General features: G+C 66.2%; 14 protein-coding genes. 5 read left to right on the top strand and 9 right to left on the bottom strand.

Going from position 1 to position 17,596, the window contains the following annotated elements:
* Positions 1–70: 70 nt before the first annotated feature.
* From C1H84_RS05545 to C1H84_RS05535, 3 genes are all read right to left on the bottom strand, one after another.
* The gene (locus tag C1H84_RS05545) at positions 71–1,483 is read right to left on the bottom strand and encodes a class II fumarate hydratase (protein WP_113606785.1); all 1,413 of its coding nucleotides are present in this window, start codon (positions 1,481–1,483) and stop codon (positions 71–73) included.
* Positions 1,484–1,613: 130 nt separating this feature from the next.
* Positions 1,614–2,249, bottom strand: coding sequence for a carbonic anhydrase (locus C1H84_RS05540; RefSeq protein WP_082123811.1), 636 nt, complete (start codon positions 2,247–2,249; stop codon positions 1,614–1,616).
* Between the two features lie 72 nt (positions 2,250–2,321).
* Positions 2,322–2,993: a DUF4245 domain-containing protein gene (locus C1H84_RS05535; protein WP_181728044.1), complete on the bottom strand. Its 672-nt coding sequence runs from the start codon at positions 2,991–2,993 to the stop codon at positions 2,322–2,324.
* Positions 2,994–3,150: 157 nt separating this feature from the next.
* Between C1H84_RS05535 and glpX the strand changes: the two genes are divergently transcribed.
* A complete protein-coding gene (glpX, locus tag C1H84_RS05530) occupies positions 3,151–4,185 on the top strand; it encodes a class II fructose-bisphosphatase (protein WP_047118450.1) in 1,035 nt (344 codons plus the stop codon).
* 104 nt (positions 4,186–4,289) lie between these two features.
* Here glpX and manA read toward each other — a convergent pair whose 3' ends face one another.
* The 4 genes from manA to C1H84_RS05510 all read right to left on the bottom strand — a co-directional run bounded on the left by manA (position 4,290) and on the right by C1H84_RS05510 (position 8,972).
* Complete coding sequence (gene manA / locus C1H84_RS05525) at positions 4,290–5,498, bottom strand: mannose-6-phosphate isomerase, class I (protein ID WP_047118451.1); 1,209 nt, start codon at positions 5,496–5,498, stop codon at positions 4,290–4,292.
* Between the two features lie 65 nt (positions 5,499–5,563).
* Positions 5,564–7,186, bottom strand: a complete 1,623-nt coding sequence (locus tag C1H84_RS05520; protein WP_047118452.1) for an LCP family protein — start codon at positions 7,184–7,186, stop codon at positions 5,564–5,566.
* Between the two features lie 18 nt (positions 7,187–7,204).
* Positions 7,205–7,735, bottom strand: coding sequence for a 5-(carboxyamino)imidazole ribonucleotide mutase (gene purE / locus C1H84_RS05515; protein ID WP_047118453.1), 531 nt, complete (start codon positions 7,733–7,735; stop codon positions 7,205–7,207).
* Positions 7,736–7,811: 76 nt separating this feature from the next.
* The gene (locus C1H84_RS05510) at positions 7,812–8,972 is read right to left on the bottom strand and encodes a 5-(carboxyamino)imidazole ribonucleotide synthase (protein ID WP_113606783.1); all 1,161 of its coding nucleotides are present in this window, start codon (positions 8,970–8,972) and stop codon (positions 7,812–7,814) included.
* 234 nt (positions 8,973–9,206) lie between these two features.
* Here C1H84_RS05510 and C1H84_RS05505 point away from each other — a divergent pair, with 234 nt between their 5' ends.
* A complete protein-coding gene (locus C1H84_RS05505) occupies positions 9,207–9,800 on the top strand; it encodes a GtrA family protein (RefSeq protein WP_047118455.1) in 594 nt (197 codons plus the stop codon).
* A gap of 9 nt (positions 9,801–9,809) precedes the next feature.
* Here the strand turns inward: C1H84_RS05505 and C1H84_RS05500 are convergent, their stop codons facing one another.
* On the bottom strand, positions 9,810–10,535 hold the full coding sequence (locus C1H84_RS05500; RefSeq protein ID WP_146955898.1) for a TIGR03089 family protein: 726 nt from the start codon (positions 10,533–10,535) through the stop codon (positions 9,810–9,812).
* A 287-nt stretch (positions 10,536–10,822) separates the two neighbouring features.
* Here C1H84_RS05500 and C1H84_RS18620 point away from each other — a divergent pair, with 287 nt between their 5' ends.
* The 3 genes from C1H84_RS18620 to C1H84_RS05485 are packed head-to-tail and all read left to right on the top strand — an operon-like array spanning position 10,823 to position 17,267.
* Complete coding sequence (locus C1H84_RS18620) at positions 10,823–11,347, top strand: WhiB family transcriptional regulator (protein ID WP_113606782.1); 525 nt, start codon at positions 10,823–10,825, stop codon at positions 11,345–11,347.
* Positions 11,293–14,826, top strand: coding sequence for a glycosyltransferase family 2 protein (locus C1H84_RS05490; RefSeq protein WP_113606781.1), 3,534 nt, complete (start codon positions 11,293–11,295; stop codon positions 14,824–14,826). Before C1H84_RS18620 ends, C1H84_RS05490 begins: the two co-directional genes overlap by 55 nt.
* Positions 14,823–17,267: a DUF5719 family protein gene (locus tag C1H84_RS05485; RefSeq protein ID WP_113606780.1), complete on the top strand. Its 2,445-nt coding sequence runs from the start codon at positions 14,823–14,825 to the stop codon at positions 17,265–17,267. Before C1H84_RS05490 ends, C1H84_RS05485 begins: the two co-directional genes overlap by 4 nt.
* A 95-nt stretch (positions 17,268–17,362) precedes the next feature.
* Here the strand turns inward: C1H84_RS05485 and C1H84_RS05480 are convergent, their stop codons facing one another.
* The gene (locus tag C1H84_RS05480) at positions 17,363–17,566 is read right to left on the bottom strand and encodes a hypothetical protein (protein WP_113606779.1); all 204 of its coding nucleotides are present in this window, start codon (positions 17,564–17,566) and stop codon (positions 17,363–17,365) included.
* Positions 17,567–17,596 lie beyond the last annotated feature (30 nt).

Raw genomic sequence — 17,596 nt, 5'->3', positions numbered from 1 at the left:
GGTGCCCTGAGGGGAACAGAGCGAAGCCCGGCGCAGGCATGTGCCTGCGCCGGGCTTGAAGGTGGTTCCGCTAGTGCTTGCCCACCATGGTGGAAACATCCAGCAGCGCATCCAGCTGCGCTTCGGTGACTTCGCCGCGCTCGACGAAGCCCAGCGCCACGGTGGCCTCGCGGACGGTGAGCCCGTCGGCCACCGCCTTCTTGGCGATTTTGGCCGCGTTCTCGTAGCCGATCAGCTTGTTCAGCGGGGTGACGATGGACGGGGAGGCCTCGGCCAGGAAGCGGGCGCGCTCCACGTTGGCGGTGATCCCGTCAATCATCTTTTCGGCCATGACGGTGGAGACGTTGGCCAGCAGGCGGATCGACTCCAGCAGGTTGGAGGCCATGACCGGGATGCCCACGTTCAGCTCGAAGGCGCCGTTGGTACCGGCCCAGGCGATGGTGGTGTCGTTGCCGATGACCTGCGCGGCCACCTGGATGGCAGCTTCGGAGATCACCGGGTTGACCTTGCCCGGCATGATCGAGGAACCCGGCTGAAGGTCGGGGATGGCGATTTCGCCCAGGCCGGTGTTCGGGCCCGAACCCATCCAGCGCAGGTCGTTGGCGATCTTCATCTGGGAGATCGCGATGGATCGCAGCGCCGCCGAGGCCTCGACCAGGCCGTCGCGGTTGGCCTGCGCCTCGAAGTGGTTGCGCGCCTCGGTGATCGGCAGGCCGGTGTCTTCGCGCAGGAACTCGATGACCTTTTCCGGGAAGCCGTCCGGGGTGTTGATGCCGGTGCCCACGGCGGTGCCGCCCAGCGGAACCTCGGCCACGCGCGGCAGGGCCGCCTGGATGCGTTCGATGCCGTAGCGCATCTGGGCCGCGTAGCCGCTGAATTCCTGGCCCAGGGTGACCGGGGTGGCGTCCATCAGGTGGGTGCGCCCGGACTTGACCACGTCGGCGAACTGCGCGGACTTGGCTTCCAGCGAGGAGGCGAGGGTTTCCAGGGCGGGGACCAAGTCGTTGATCAGCGCGGCGGTCGCCGCCACGTGCACCGAGGTCGGGAAGACGTCGTTGGAGGACTGCGAGGCGTTCACGTGGTCGTTCGGGTGGACCTCGGTGCCGCTGCCGGACTCCTTCAGCGCGCGGGTGGCCAGCTCGGCAATGACCTCGTTGGCGTTCATGTTAGAGCTGGTGCCGGAGCCGGTCTGGAACACGTCGATGGGGAAGTGGGCGTCGTACTTCCCGCTGGCCACCAGGTCGGCCGCCTCAATGATCGCTTCGGCGCGCTCTGCGTCGAGTACCTCCAGCGTGCGGTTCGCGTGCGCCGCCGCCTTCTTCACCTGGGCCAGGGCCTTGATGTGGGCCGGCTCCAAGGTCTTGCCCGAAATCGGGAAGTTCTCCACGGCGCGCTGGGTCTGGGCGCGGTACAGGGCTTGTGCCGGAACCCGGACTTCGCCCATGGTGTCATGTTCGATACGGAAATCGTCACTGTTGATCATAGGGTCAGCGTACGCCTGAACCGCCAGCGAAAGACAGGTTTCGGCGAAAACATCACAACCAACAGTGACGATGTCCGGAACAGGGAATAAGCCCTGTCAGAAGATGGTTTAGGCTTCGTGGCCAGAGCGCCTAGGCGACATCCAGGCCGAGGCTGGAAACCAGCTGCGCCTTGCCGTCGTCCAGGTGGTAGGCCACGCCTGCCACCGCGGTGCGGCCCTCGGAAATGGCCTTGGACAGGACGGTGGAGAGCTCCACCAGGCGGTCGGTGGTCTGCTTGACGTGCTCCACCACGGTGCCGTTGACATCGGTGATGCCCTGGCGTTCGGCGGCCTGGACCGAGGGGGCGATGTGCTCCACCAGGTCGCGCACGAAGCCCTTGGGCATGACGCCGCTGTTGCGGCTGTTGATGGCTCCGGTGACCGCGCCGCAGGAGTTGTGGCCCAGGATCACGATCAGCGGGACATTCAGCTCGTCCACCGCGAATTCGAGGGAGCCGATGCTGGCCAGATCGATCACATGGCCGGCGGTGCGAACCACAAACATGTCGCCCAGTCCGACGTCGAAGATGATTTCCGCGGCAAGTCGGGAGTCGGAGCAGCCGAAAATCACTGCGAAAGGCTCCTGGCCGGCGACCAGCGACTGGCGGCGGGCGCTGTCCTGGTTCGGGTGCTCGGTTTCGTCATTGACGAACCGCAGGTTGCCGTCGCGGAGCTTCGCCCACGCTTCGTTCGGGGTCATGGAATGCTGTGTGGTTTCTTGAGGCATGATTTGGATTCTATCCGGTGCAGTGTTCGGATATCGAATAAATGACGCGCCTCGACGTCAAAAGTGAAGAAGCTACTTGGCGTCCGCGGAGACCAGCCGGGCCATCTCGAGAAGTTCAGCCTCGCCGGTGTCGCTGGACAGCACGAAGGTCGAGTCCTTCTCCTCGGAGATGAGGTAGGTCTTGGCATCCTTGGTGCGGACTTCCCATTGCACCCCGTCGATCTGCTTGGTGCCGGCAGGCACCGCGGAGTCGGTGATCAGGGCGACCCAGGTCGGGTTCGAGTCGACGGCCTGGCGAACCCACACGAATTTGCTGTCCTCGATGACTACGCCGAACTCCCAGTAGGGCACACCCTGGGCGGTGTTTGCCTGCCAGCGGGCGAAGTTCGCGTACTCGTCCTCCGCAAGCTCCGGGGCGAAGAGTTCGGTGCCGGCCATTTCCGAGGCGCCCTGCGCGGTGGCCTGCAGGTCCACGGTGGACTCGAAGGCCTTCTCGTTGGGGGTCGGATTGAGCAGGTAGAGGGGGATGAACACGGCGATGCAGAACGCAACCGAGATGATCATGCCCTTGAGCGTCTGGTTGGCACGCTTGGACTGCTTTTCCGTCAGCTGCGGCTTGTACGGAAGATCCGCAAAGGTAGCCTTCGGGTCGTTCAGGTCGCGGCGCGTGGGCTCATCGCTGATCGCGGGAGCGGTCCCGGCATCAGTCGCTGGGGTGTTGTTCTCAGTATTCTCGGGCTGCACGATACCCATTCTCCCCGAAGTTTCTGTGGATTTCGAACTACAGTGCCCAAGCCCACGTCGCAGTGTGCGCAGGATAGCTGCGACACAACATGCGTCGCAGAAAGCAAAGAGGATAGAATGGCAGTGTTTGCATAGGCGCAATGACTACGACTCAGTGATGGGATCTTTCGTGACCGAAAAGAACAACTACGCCCACCTATCTTCGCGACTGTCGGTAACCGACGCGGAGCCGGACCGTAACCTGGCATTGGAACTTGTCCGTGCCACGGAGGCGGCGGCTATCGCCTCCTCGCCATGGGTTGGATTCGGTGACAAGAACGCCGCTGACGGTGCTGCAGTGGATGCGATGCGCGGCCTGCTGTCCACCGTGAACTTCAACGGCGTCGTGGTGATCGGCGAAGGCGAAAAAGACGAAGCCCCCATGCTCTTCAATGGCGAACAGGTCGGCAACGGCTCAGGCGCCGAGTGCGATGTGGCAGTCGACCCGATCGACGGCACCCGCCTGACCGCCCTGGGCCTGAACAACGCCCTGTCCGTGCTGGCAGTGGCCGACCGCGGCAGCATGTTCGACCCGTCGGCAGTCTTCTACATGGAGAAGCTGGTGACCGGCCCGGAAGCCGCCGAGCTGGTTGACCTGCGTCTGCCGGTGAAGCAGAACCTGCACCTGATCGCCAAGGCCAAGGGCAAGAAGATCAGCCAGGTCACCGTGACCGTGCTGGACCGCCCACGCCACGCGGACCTGATCGAGGAAATCCGCGAAGCCGGCGCGCGCACCAAACTGATCCTGGACGGCGACGTGGCCGGAGCCATCGCCGCGACCCGCGAGGGCACCGGCGTGGATGCGCTGATGGGCATCGGCGGCACCCCGGAGGGCATCGTGACCGCCTGCGCCATCAAGGCGCTGGGCGGCGTGATCCAGGGCCGTCTGTGGCCAACCGACGAGGCAGAGAAGCAGAAGGCTCTCGACGCGGGCCACGAACTGGGCCGCGTGCTGACCACCAACGACCTGGTCACCTCCGACAACTGCTACTTCGCAGCCACCGGCATCACCGATGGCGATCTGCTGCGCGGCGTCCGCTACAAGAACAACCGCATCCACACCCAGTCGATCGTGATGCGCGCCAAGTCCGGCACCATCCGCTTCGTCGAAGGCGAGCACAAGCAGGACAAGTGGGACGCTTACACCCGCTAGGCCCCTGACGGTCGCAGAACAGCTGGCCGGAATCGCATCGAGCCGCAGACTTCCGTGGAAGTCTGCGGCTCGATGCGTTTAATGGCGTGGCGGCGGGTGCCTGCCTAGCAGCGCTGCGCGCTGGCCGCGAACAGCCATCCGGTGCCCGGAGTCAGGCAGGTGGCGGTGGCGGGAAGCTCCGCGGCGGACAGGAAGACCGAGTCGCCCCGGCGCAGCAGCTGTTCGCCCTGCGTTCCGCGCACGCTGAACTCGCCCTGGGTGCACAGCAGGATGCCGGCCCCGTGCAGGTCCAGCGGCTGCGGGAGCGGGTCCCCGGCACCGCTGATCACCTGGAGCTGGAACTCGTCGAATTCCGGCTGGTACAGCCGGCTGGAGGCGCCCAGCGCCTGCGGGGTGAGCAGCGGGGGAGCCGAAGGCTGGGCGATGCTCACGTCCAACAGCTCCGGGACGTCGATGTGCTTGCTGGTCAGGCCGCCGCGCAGCACGTTGTCCGAGTTGGCCATGACCTCGATGCCCAGCCCGCGCAGGTAGGCGTGCACGTTGCCGGCGGCCAGGCTGATGGCCTGGCCGGGTTCGAGGACAACCAGGTTCAGCAGCAGCGCCACCAGCACCCCGGCATCTCCCGGGTAGATCTCGTTGATCTCCACCAGCTGCGCGAAATGCTCGCGTTCGCGAAGTTCCGGGCTGGCCTGGATGGCTGCGCAGATCTGCTGCACCACCGGGGCGACCCCGCCCGGGCGGGCCAGCACGAACTCCAGCGCCGCGGCCAGCGGATCCTCGCCGCGCAGCAGGCCGGACAGCTGGGCGACGGCGGTGCGTGCCTCATCGGCCAGGGCCGGGCCCAGCAGCTCCAGATCAGCGAGGATTTCCTCGGGCCGGCGGAATCCGGACAGCGCGGTGAAATCGGTCAGCGCGTAGAGCATTTCCGGCTTGTGGTTGTCGTCCCGGTAGTTCCGGTCGGCGGCATCCAGCGCCTTGCCTGCGGCGTTTTCCAGGGCGTAGCGGGTCTTGGCCTGCTGCAGGGTCGGATGCACCTGGATGGACAGCGGCTGGGCCGCCGAAAGCACCTTGAACAAAAACGGGAGCCGGCCGAAGCGCTCGGCGACATCCGCGCCCAGCATGGCCGCGGGGTCGTGTGCGATGAGCGCGTCCAGCCCCTGCCCGGTGCCGGCCACCCGGCTCGGGCATCCCGGGTGGGCGCCGAGCCAGAGCTCGGCCTGCGGGCTTGTCGTATTTTCCAGCCCCAACAAGTCGGTGATCTGGCTGTCAGATCCCCAGTGGTAGTCCCTAATCGTGTTGTTCAGTTCGAACACGTCTTGTAGCCTTCGCCTTTCACAAACGGATGTGGATTGCCAGTCGGTCGGGGGGTCTTAACCGTTTACGGCACCGAGCATTCGTCGTTGTTCGCGGCAATCTGGGCGATGCGGGTCGTGTACCCCATCAGCTCCAGCTGCACCAGGTATTCCTCGGTGATCGGGCTGCCGTCGGGCTGCGTGAACTCCTCCTGCTCTCCGTTGGAGAGCTTCGGGGCGTTGTTCACGTCGGTTGCATCCTCGGGAGCCTCGGACTGCTCCGGAGCCTGCGAGGCCTCGGTGGTCTTCTTGGACTCTTCGGTCTTCGCGGACTCCTCGGTCTTCTTTTTTTCCTTCTTCGGGGCGTTCTGCTTGTCGATGATCGACTGGATGCGCTCCTGGATTTGGTCGAACTTCGGGTAGGTGGAGAATGAGCGCGGGAAGTCCGGGGCGCCCAGGGTCAGTCGGGCGAACGGGGTGGAGGACACCTTCTCGGCCAGCGATACGAAGGAGCCCAGCTGGCTGGCGGGAATATTGGTTTCCACCAGCTGCTCGCCGGCGGACATGATGCTGGTGAAGTTGGTCAGGATGGTCTGCGGGGTGAACTGCTTGATGATCGCCTGCTGCAGGCACTGCTGGCGCTTGATGCGGTGGTAGTCGTCGGTGAAGTCGCGCGAGCGGGCGAACCAGAGCGCCTGCTTGCCGTTGAACGTCTGGACTCCCGGGGCGAACCAGTGGGTGCGCAGGTTGGTGCCTTCCCACTTCTTGCCGTTGTACGGCACCCAGCCGCCCGAATCGATGGTGACCCCGCCTAGCGCGTCGACGAACTGGGAGAAGCCGGCCATGTCGACCATGACGTAGCCCTGGACCGCGAGGCCGGTGGTGCCCTCCAGGGCATCCATGGCCGCCTGGGCGCCGACGTTCTTCACCGAATCGGGGAACAAATCGGCGTGGTTGTCCTCGGCGTCGCGGTAGATGGCGTTGAACAGGCATTCGTTGCCGCAGTTGTAGCCGTCGGGCCAGGCCTTCTTCATGGGCGAGTCGTCCGCGAAGCGGGCGCCCTGGAAGTTGCGCGGCATGGAGATCAGCAGGGTCTTGCCGGTCTTCGCGTCGACGGACAGCAGGGCGACCGAGTCGGTGCGCACGCCCTCGCGGTTGTCGCCGGAGTCGGCGCCGAACACCGCGATGTTGTATCGTCCGTTCACCGGCTCGAAGGCCGGTCCAGCTTCGAAGACCTTTTCAATGGTCTGGCGTCCGGTGTTGACCAGCGACGCGCCGTAGATGAACAGGCCGCTGGTGGCGACCACTGCCGCCAGGGTGAAGACCGTTACGATCACGCGCATGCCCGGGGCGAGGATCTTCGGCTTGATGATCACCAGGGTGTTGATGAACATGATCAACCAGAGCACCGCCAGGGTGCCCAGCACGATAACCAGCACCATCTGGAAGTTCGGGTGGGCCACCCATCCGAGGATGACCGACCTGTTGATGAAGTACAGGGCCGCCAGGCCGATGACGGCCAGCCAGCACAGCATGGTGACAGACACTGCAATGCGTCCCAGCTTGCGGTTGCCCGCAATCAGCTGGGCGCTGCCCGGGAAGAAAATGGTCAGAATGACCAGGATCAGGGCGCGTTTGCTGCGCTGCGGCGAGCTGATGCTCTCCGGATTGCGCAACGGATTTGGAGCGCGGTGACTGGCAGAACCCATGTACTTATATGACTTTCCCTAGGAGGCGAAATTCTCGTTCGCGACTTCTTCACGCAGCGATGCGCCCTTGGCATGGGCGGAATCGCGCAGAGATTCAGCGAACTGAAGCAACTTTACCTGTAACGACTCGGCCAGCTTGTCGGTTCCCGACGCAAGCATGCGCACTGCGAGCAGTCCGGCATTGCGGGCTCCGCCGATCGAAACAGTTGCCACGGGGACCCCCGCCGGCATCTGCACGATGGACAGCAGGGAGTCCATTCCATCCAGCTTAGCCAGCGGAACTGGTACTCCGATGACAGGAAGCGGTGTAACTGATGCAAGCATGCCCGGAAGGTGGGCGGCGCCGCCGGCTCCGGCGATGATCACGCGCAGGCCGCGTTCGTGGGCCTGCTTGCCGTAATCGATCATTTCGGTCGGCATGCGGTGGGCCGAGACGACGTCCGCTTCGAAGGGAATGCCGAATTCGGCCAGGGCCTGGGCGGCCAGGCGCATGACCGGCCAGTCCGAATCCGAGCCCATTACGAGGCCGACAAGAGGTGCTTCAGTCATAACGAAATTTTCCTTGGGTCAGGTGGTCAAACGCTGCCGCCCCCGCAGGGGGAGCGGCAGCGCTCTAGGTAACAGGCTAGGCGGTGGCGGGCACGCCGTCGCGGATCAACGCGGCAACGAGGTCGGCGCGCTGGCGAAGTTCATCTACGCTTTGCCCGGCGTTTGCCACCACGTTCACGTGGCCGATCTTGCGGCCCGGGCGCACCGACTTGCCGTAGGCATGCACCTTGACCTCGGGCGCGGCGGCCAGGGCCGCGGCGAACGCCGAGTACAGGTCCTGGTTGGCGCCGCCCAGGTAGTTCTTCATGACGGTGACACCCAATTCACGGGTTTCGCCCAGCGGCAGGTCGAGCACCGCGCGCAGGTGCTGCTCGAACTGGCTGGTGACCGAACCGTTCATGGTCCAGTGGCCGGTGTTGTGCGGCCGCATGGCCAGCTCGTTGATCACGAAGCCGGCGCCGACGCCGGGGGTCTCGAACAACTCGGCGGCCATCACGCCGGTGACGCCGAATTCCTCGGCGATGCGCAGCGCTGCGTTGGCCGCGGTGCGGGCGGTGTGCTCGGAAATGTCCTGGGCCGGGGCGATGACTTCGTCGCAGACGCCGTCGACCTGGATGGTGTGGACCACGGGCCAGGCCTTGGCCTGTCCCGACGGGGTGCGGGCCACCATGGCGGACAGCTCGCGGGAGAAATCGACCTTGTCCTCGGCCAGCAGCGGGCCGTTCTCGAACCAGTCGGCCGAATCGCGGGCCTCGCCGGCGTCATCCAGGATGCGCACACCCTTGCCGTCGTAGCCGCCGCGCGGGGTCTTCAGCACGATTGGCCAGCCGATCTTGTCGCCGAAGGCGACCAGCTCGTCGACCGAGTCGACCTTGGCCCAGGCCGGGTTGGGCAGTCCGAGCTTTTCAATGGCTTCGCGCATGACCAGCTTGTCCTGGGCATGGATCAGCGCCGCCGGTCGCGGCTGGATGTCGACGCCCTCGTTGATCAAGGTGGTGAGGAACTCGTTGGGAACGTGCTCGTGGTCGAAGGTCACCACGTCCTTGCCCTGGGCGAATTCGCGCAGGGTCTGCAGGTCCTTGTAGTCGCCCACCGGTGCATCCGGGACGCTGCGTGCGGCCGAGACGTCCGGGCCTTCGGCCAGGACATGAAGTTCAAAACCAAGGTTCAGGGCCTCAGGGGCCATCATTCGGGCTAGCTGCCCGCCACCAATTACACCAATTTTTGGAAAGCTCACCCTACTAGATTAGCGAACCAGCGGTGGATGCCTTGAATGGGGGAAGCCGGATGACTCGCTTTGTCCGGCCAACTATCAGGAATTCTCGCTAAAATGGCGGGATGTCGTCTCTGCGCTTGCCGCCGAGGGCGACGGTTAATACATAACCTGCGGGGCAGATCGCCCCCGGGACACCGAGCAGCCAGTGCCGCGAGGACGCTGGCTGCGACGCGGTGCAGGGCTGGCTGGAGGAAAATGTTCGAGCGCATCAGACTGAAAATCACCGGACTCATTTCGCTGCTCTGGCGCGAGGTGGCCAAGTTCGGTGTGGTCGGCGGCGTCGCGTTCATCATCGACTCCGGCATTTACGTCTGGCTGCTCCACGGCCCCATGAGCGATTCCCAGGTGAAGGCGAAGATCATTGCCGGCGTGGTGGCCACGCTGTTCTCCTGGCTGGCGAACCGCTTCTGGACCTTCCGCCACCGCCGCCAGGCCAATGTGGTGCGCGAGCTGGTGATGTTCCTGATCATGAACGCGATCGGCCTGGGCATCGCGGCTGCCTGCGTCTGGGTGACCAAATACTGGATCGGCCTGACCGACCCGACGAGCCTGTTCATCGCTGGTTCGGTGGTGGGCCTGGTGCTCGGCACCATCTTCCGCTTCTTCGCATACCGCTTCTGGGTCTTCGGAGCCGAAATGGACCAGGAAGAGCAGTTCGCCCACGACCACGACCTGCTGGCACCATCCACGCACCAGGCGCCGGGCGGCGCGAAGCCGGCAACCGGCGCCGCGAGGTCCGGGGATTCGGATCCCGCGGACACCGGGAGCGTTCCCACCGTGGTCAACTAGCTGGCTGGATCAGGCCTCGGGAGAGTAGTCGGCGGTGATGCGCTCGCCTTCGCGCAGCCGCTCGGTCGCTTCCACCCCGTCCTCCAGCAACACCAGGGCGTCCCCGGCGGCCCACTGCGCAATGGCGTAGGGAAGGAATTCCAGAACCGGCAGGCCGGCCCGCACCAGGATGGTTCCCTTGGCTTCGGCCGAGGTGGCGAACAGGGTCTCCAGATCGATGCGGTGTTCGTCGCCGGCAATCGCGGTCGCCGCGCCGGATACGGAGGACGGGAAGAACTGGTCTCCAAAGGAGCGGACCGAAGCGTTGAAGTCCTCGGCCACCGGTCCCAAATCGCCGCCGAAGGATAGTGCGAGCGCTGCGGGGTCGACGGCCAGGATTTCGCAGGACGCGGGAATGCCTGGGTCGGTCGGGGTGGCGGTGACCCACAGGACGGCTTCGGCAGCGCGCTCATGTGAGGGGGCTACCAGGGTCGCCCCATGGTGCAGCGAGGCCAAGGCCAGCACCAGCGACTTCCAATGCGTCGGCAGGTCGACCACGACCACCTGGTCTTCTTCGAGGTCGAAGGAGTCGGCCAGCAGGTTCGCGCTTTTCGCCACCCAGTTGTCGAACACCCGTCCCGATAATTCAATACGTTCTCCGCTGGCTCCGTACCAGGTGAGCCACGGCGAAGCCGAAGCCCGGTGGGGCGCCAGGAGGTTTTCCACGAAAGTGCCGGAAATCAAGTTGAAACTCACCTGTACCTTTAATCTTCTTAACTGAGAATTCGCCGGGAATTCAGGCAAGTTGCGACTCGCCCGGTTGATCTGCCCGTTTAGACGGCGTGTTGTGCCGAGAGTTTGCTGGGAAGTGTTCTTAGAATACCTTCCCCGCTTGACTCAGGCTTAGTTACAAAGATGTAATTAGATGGTGAGTTCGGCTCGCACCATCATTTTCGATATTTCGATGGAATAAATGAAGCCGAATGGATCGGGCGCTAGGATGCCCCGATCTTCTCAAACCAACGTGAAAGGTCAACATCACCATGGCGAAGCTGGAGCAGGGGTACTCCGAATTTTCGACCTCGGCTGTTGCGTCCGCCCAATACGGGCTCGAAGACGCACCGTCGGATTGGTTTGTCGATCCGCAAGCCGGAGAGTTCGCACGCCTTGCTGTCGCGGCGGACCTGGAGTCAGCCGCTGACAACTTCCTGAAGGACCACGAGACCGCTGGAACCGTCGAGGAGATTCCCTCGGCAGGTTCGTGGGCCCCGGAACTGGATGAAGACGACGAAACCCGCGAAGCGATCAAGGCCGTATGGCTGGGCGTCGGCGGGGAAGTGGATGAAGGCGAACTCGGCTGGCAGGCCCGCGCCCTGTGCGCGCAGACCGATCCTGAGGCGTTCTTCCCTGAAAAGGGCGGCTCGACCCGCGATGCTAAAAGAGTTTGCGGGGCATGTGTTGTACGTTCGGAATGTTTGGAATACGCGTTGAGCAATGATGAGCGCTTCGGCATTTGGGGAGGGCTCTCGGAGCGCGAACGCCGCCGTCTACGGAAACGAGCAATCTAATTCGCCCGCCAATTCATGTCACCGCCATCGTTGCTACGCACGATGGCGCTGACTTTTTACCACGCACTTTAGCCGCGCTGCGAAACCAGTCCCGGCCCATTGAACGTTTCATCGGTGTTGACGCATCGTCCACCGACGGCTCCTTGGAAGTCCTGAAGGCGAACCTGCCGTCGAACGCGGCCTTGGTCGTCGCGGATGAAGGATCGCTCGGCCTGTCCCTGGACACCGCGGTCGCCGAGCTGCCGCAGGCGCGCGAGGACCGCGACGAATGGCTGTGGATCATCCACGACGACTCGATGCCGGCTCCCGACGCGCTTGAATTTCTGACCCGCACGGTTGAAGCCTCCGAGTCGGTCACCATTGCCGGCTGCAAGCTGCTGGACATCGACAACCCCCGCCACCTGGTGGAGGTGGGCCTGAGCGTCGACCGCAAGGCCCAGCGGCTGACCATGATCGACACCGACGAAGTCGACCAGGGGCAGTACGACGGACGCAGCGACTACTTCGCCGTGTCCTCCGCCGGCATGTTCATCCGGCGCGACATCTTCGAGCAGCTTGGCGGCTTCGACCTGGCGCTGCCGGGCCGCGGCGACGACGTCGACATCTGCTGGCGCAACCGGCTGGCCGGCCACCGCGTGATCGTGGTGCCCGAAGCGAAGATCTACCACCAGGTGGAGATCGTCGAAACCCTGGCTGGCCCGCGCGAAGCCAAGCGCGCCGAGGTCTTCCAGCGGCTGAAGTACGCCTCCGGCCCCGGCCTGCCGTTCGTCTGGATCGGCATCCTGCTCGGCGGCATCGGCCATTTCCTGGTCTCGCTGCTGGCCAAGGACCCGGGCCACGGCTTCAGCCACCTGGGCTCGACCCTGCGCGGGCTGTTCTCCCCGGTGAAGCTCGGCGCCTCGCGCCGCAACATCAAGCAGATCCGCACCGTGCCGCGCCGCCAGGTGCGCAAGCTGATGGTGTCGGGTTCGGAAGTGCGCGAATACCGCCGCAACCTGAACACCGGCCGCGAGGACTCGCAGGTCTTTGGCGACGGCAGCGGCTCCGAGGGCACGCTGGAACCCAGCGGCGACAACTTCTCGGATTTCGTCTCCATCGCCCGGCCGCCGCGCACCACCGCGGTGCTCTCCCTGGTCTTCGCGCTGCTGCTCGCCGCCGCCGCCTCGCTGGTGGCCTGGCGTACGCTCTTTGGCGCGGGCGCGCTGTCCGGGGGCGCGGCCCGGCCGTTCTCCCAGACCCTGGGCGAGATCGGCGCCAACGCGTCCTCTTGGTGGCAGAACACCGCCACCGGCCTGAGCGCCGCCCCGGACAACAGCGATTCGCTGTTCTGGTTCTTCTCCCTGCTGACCCTGGACCACGCGAACCAGGCCTCGGTCTACCTGTACTTCGCCGCCATGCCGCTGGCGGCGCTGTCCGCCTGGTGGGGTGTGGGAGCGCTGAGCCGTTCGCGCGCCGTGCGCTTCATCGCCGCGCTGCTCTGGGCCTTGTCCCCGTCGCTGGTCTCCTCCCTGGCCTCGGGCCGGGTCGGCTCGGTGCTGGTGCACCTGATGCTGCCGCTGCTCTTCCTCGCGGTGCTGCGCGCCATGGATTCCCAGGTGGCCCCCGAAGGCCAGGGCGTGCGCGATGCCAAGCAGCGCACCACCTCGGCGTGGACCGCTTCGGCCTGCGCCGCGCTGATCCTGTGGGTCATCTCCGCCGGCTCCATGGCCTTCTTCCTGACCGCAACGGTGCTGGTCTACGTGCTGGCCTTGGTTTCCCCGCACCGCTCGCGCACCCTGTGGTGGATCCCGGTTCCCGCACTGATCTGGAACCTGCCGCTATTGATCTCCGCGCTGGGCACCCCGCGTCTGCTGTTCACCGAGCCGGGAGCGCTTAGCGCGTTCTCCCCGGCCTCGCTGTGGCAGATGGCGCTGGGCTTCCCCGAATCCTTCGACGCCGCGGCCACCCCGGTGGGCTGGGGTTTCCTGCCCGAGGGCCCGTGGGCCCTGGTCGCCGCGCTGCTGGTCGGCGCCCCGCTGGTGCTGCTGGCGGTTTTCGGCACGCTGAGCAGCTCTGCCAGCGCGAGCGCCACCATGCGCCGCAATTCGCGCCGCCTGCTGTGGGGCGCGGCCCTGTCGCTGGCCGCCGGATGGGCCGTCGGATTCATCCCCGTGGGGCTGGATTCGCACACCACCGTCAGCGCCTACACCGGCCCGTTCGTCTCCATGGCGTCCTTCGCGCTGCTGGCGGCCGCGGCCAATGCCAGCGCCGCGCTGCGCCGCGAAGACCTTCCGCGCGCCCTGCGGCTGCCCGGCGGACGCCCGGTGCTGGGCTTCATGGCGGCGCTGTCCACCGTGGCGATCCTCGCCAGCGGTGCGGTGCTGCTCGGGGCCCAGCTGAATCCGGCCAACCCGGATGGCATGCTCACCGCGCTGAACGCGCCCCAGCAGGTCGGCTCCTCGCAGGAACGCACCATCCCTGCCACCGCCTCCGACGCGGGCCGCTCCGATTTCCACGAACGCACCCTGGTGCTCACGCCCCGGTCGTCCGGGGAAATCGACAGCATCGTGGTCTCCGGCAACGGCGAAAGCCTGGATACGCTCAGCCGCTATTCGCAGGTATCCACGCTGACCGGTTCGCTGCTGGACCCTGAACGCAACGAAAAGCCCGCCGTGGATGCCGTGCAGCGTGAAGCGGTGGCCATGCTGCTGTCCGAATCCGGGCTGGACGCCCGCGAGCAGCTGCGCGATTTGGGTGTCGGCTACGTGGTGCTGAACGAAACCGGCGAAGCGGTCTCCTCGACCGTCCGCCTGCTGGACTCCGCCACGGGCCTTGCCTCCGTGGGCCAGACCGACAGCGGTTGGCTGTGGCGGGTGGACTATTCCACCACCGAGGCCGCCCGGGGCGCGGGCTTCGCACGGCTGGTCGCGGAAGACGGCACCGTCACGGTGCTGCCGAGCAACCGGGCCAAGATCCAGAACGTCCAGATTCCCGCCTCCGATTCCGGCCGGACCCTGGTGCTGGCCACCGCCGCCGACCCGAAGCTGCGCGCTTCGATCGACGGGCAGGCGCTGCGCATGGTGTCCTACCCGGAGGATTCGCAGACCCGCTGGGCCCAGGCCTACGAGGTCCCGGCCTCCGGCGGAACCCTGGCGCTCAGCCACCGCGAACCGCTGGCCGTGCCGATGCTGGTCCTCAGCGGCCTGGTCCTGCTGATCACCGTCCTGCTGGCGATCCCGGTGCCGAGCACCCGCCGCCTGGCGAACTACCGAAACGACTCCTACCGGATCCGCGAAACCCAACGCGATCCCCAGGAAGTCGCCGACGGCGAGCAGGTGCTCGCCGCCGCGCAGCCCGGAGCCAGCCAGGTTCAAGAGGCCGGCCGTCCGCGCAGCCGCCGCGAGGCACGCGCCCAGGCCAGCCAGATTCGTGAAAACTTGACCCCGAAGCTCAGCGACCGCATTTCGGACGATGAGCCGGAGCAGGAGAAGAACCAGTGAGCGAGCAGAACAACGAGAACACCCAGGGTTCCTCCGCCGAACCCCAGGTGCCTGCGGGCCAGCCCGAAACTCAGACTGGATCCGCGTCCACGCAATCCGCGCAGCCGCAACCGGCGCAGCCCCAGGCGGTTCCCTCCGCGGTGCCTGCCGCGGCCCCGGTATCGGCCGCCGTCACCAAAGCCGAGCTGAAGGCCGCCAAGGCCAAGGCCAAGGTCGATGCCAAGCTGGCCAAGGTGCGCGAGAAAGAAGCGCAGATCCAAGCCAAGGCCGATGCCAAGGCACAGGCCAAGGTCGCGAAATCGAAGAAGATCGAACCCGCGCCAACGGAACCGGCCAAGCCCGAAGCGGCCAAGCCCGAACCGGCTGTTCCGGCCGCCGATCCAGGACCTGCCGAAGCCAAGATTCCCGACGCACCGGCAGAACCTGCGGCCCCTGCCCCGGCAGTGAAGTCTTCTGCGGCGCCGTCCGTTGATGACGCCGCCCAGAGGCCCGCAACAGAGGTCCCCGCACAGGGCAAGGCCGACGCCGGCTCGCTCCCGGAGCCTTCGGCCGATGCCGCAGCCAGCGCACCGGAGAAAAACGGCACTTCGCCCGCGCCTTCGACCGCTTCTGCCGCCGCTGCTGCTGCCGCGGTACAACCGGCGTCCCCGAACAAGCCAGCACCCGAGGCCGGGAAAGCGGCCGAGGCCAAGGCCGCCGAGGCAGCGCCGACGGCGTCCAAGAAAACCAAGGGCTCCACAACATCCGCAGAACAGGCCGACACGTCGGAAGCACCGGCGGCGGCACAGAAGCCGCAGGAAAGCCCCAAGGCCGCACGCCGCCGCGAGAAGCTCGAACGCGCCCGCGCGGCCGCCGCGCGGGATGCCGAGCATTCACCGACCCGCCGGAAGACCGGCGCGGTGCTGCTGAGCCTGGCCGCGGTGCTCGCCTCGGGCGGACTGGTCGCGGCGGGCTCGCTGCTGGCCCCGAGCCCTGACACCACCACCCTTCCGGCCGCGGTGACCAGCCTGCCGGCCGGCGACGCGTTGAGCGTCTGCGCCTCGACCCCGCAGCTGCTCAAGGGCGTGGACGGGACCGATCCGCAGTTCGCGCCGGGCGCCAAGGAAATCTCCAGCAACCTGCGCAGCGTCGTGGTCTCCGACCTGGCCAAGCGCATCCCGGGCTCCACCTTCTCCGCCCTGGGCGGCAGTTCCCGGCAGACCCTGACCGAACGCATCGACGACGCAGAGGCTTCCGAGTCGCGCAGCGCTGACGATCAGGGCCTGACCGGACGCTCGGCCAAGGTCAGCACCGTGAACAACGCCGACGGCAAGCAGCTCTTCGAGGTGCAGCCGCTGGGCCAGCTGCCCTCCATCGGCAGCACCCTGCGCAGCTACCAGGCCAAGGACGGCGACCTCGCCGGCCTGGCCGCGGCGAGCTGCCAGGTGCCTGCATCGACCTGGCGCTTCACCGGGCTGCAGACCACCACCGGGTCCACCTCGGTGCTGCACCTGGCCAACCCGACCAGCACCTCGGCCCAGGTGGCAGTGGACCTGCGCGGCCCCGAGGGGCCGATCGACACCTCGACGCTGCAGAATGTGGTGATCGCCCCGGGCGAGCAGCGGGCCATCGTGCTTGGCGGCTACGCCCAGGACCTTTCGGCGGTGGCCGCCACCGTGACCAGCACCGGCGGCAAGGTGACCGGATATGTCCAGCAGGCAGCGCTGCGCGGACTCACGCCTTCGGGTGTGGACCTGGTCGCCGGGAACGCCTCGGCTTCCAACACCCAGGTGATTCCGGGGGTGTGGATCGACAACAAGAACAACTCCGCCAAGCTGTCCAAGGACAACAAGTCCCTGGTTCCGCAGCTGCACGTCGCCGCGGCGGGCGCTCAGGGCGCCGGCTACAAGGTGAAGGTGCTGGGCGCCGGCGGCGAGGTGGCGGCAAGCTTCGAGCGGAACCTGGCCGCGTCCTCCAACGCGACCTCGGTCCAGAACCTGGACCAGCTGGCCGGCGGCTACTACACCCTGGTGGTCGAGGCCGACGCCCCGGTCACTGCCTCCGTGAAGATGGTGCGCGGCGCCGACCCGAAGGACGCCTCGGACACCGCATGGGCGGTCAGCTCCAACCCGCTGGCAGGCAACCAGGTCATGCCGTTGTCCGCCAACGGCACCGGGAAGTTCGTGATTGCCGCGACTGACGCCGATTCCTCGATTGACGCGGTGGTCGTCGCCAAGGACGGCAAGCTGCAGAAGACGCAGAAGCTGAACATCAAGGCCGGGACGAGCACGGTCTTCGATCCGCGCGAAACCAGCGAAGACGCCCAAGCGGTGATCTTCTCCTCGGACGCCAACGCCTATATCGGCCAGGTGATCCTGGGATCCGAGCAGTCCATCGGCTGGGCCTCCATGCCGGCGGCGAACGCCGGGCGCGAAGGCATCGTGGTCAACGTCGGGGGATGAGATTCCCCTCCTGCAGCACAGGGCCTGGAACCGGCAACGGTTCCAGGCCCTGTGCTGCCTCGGGAGGCCGCCCGCCGCAGGGCGGGGAAGCGGGGCTAATCGCCGTCGCCGTCGCATTCGGCCGCGTCCACAACCAGGCATTCGAAGTGCGGGGGCTCAAGCAATGCCAGGCTTCCGGGCTGGCCGGTGTCCGCGCACCTGGGCATCCTGTCGCCCGGTGATGCTTCGAGGACCAGCTGCACGTCCTGGGCGGGTTGCGACCCGTCATCAGCGGGAATCGAAAAAGCCAGCTTGTCCATGACGAACCTTTCATCGGTTCATCAAGTGTA

Origin of the sequence: Glutamicibacter soli, from assembly GCF_003309065.1 — a bacterium.
Lineage (GTDB): Bacteria > Actinomycetota > Actinomycetes > Actinomycetales > Micrococcaceae > Glutamicibacter > Glutamicibacter soli.
The sequence above is the reverse complement of the archived record's forward strand: the minus strand, read 5'-3'. Positions and strand labels throughout refer to the sequence as shown.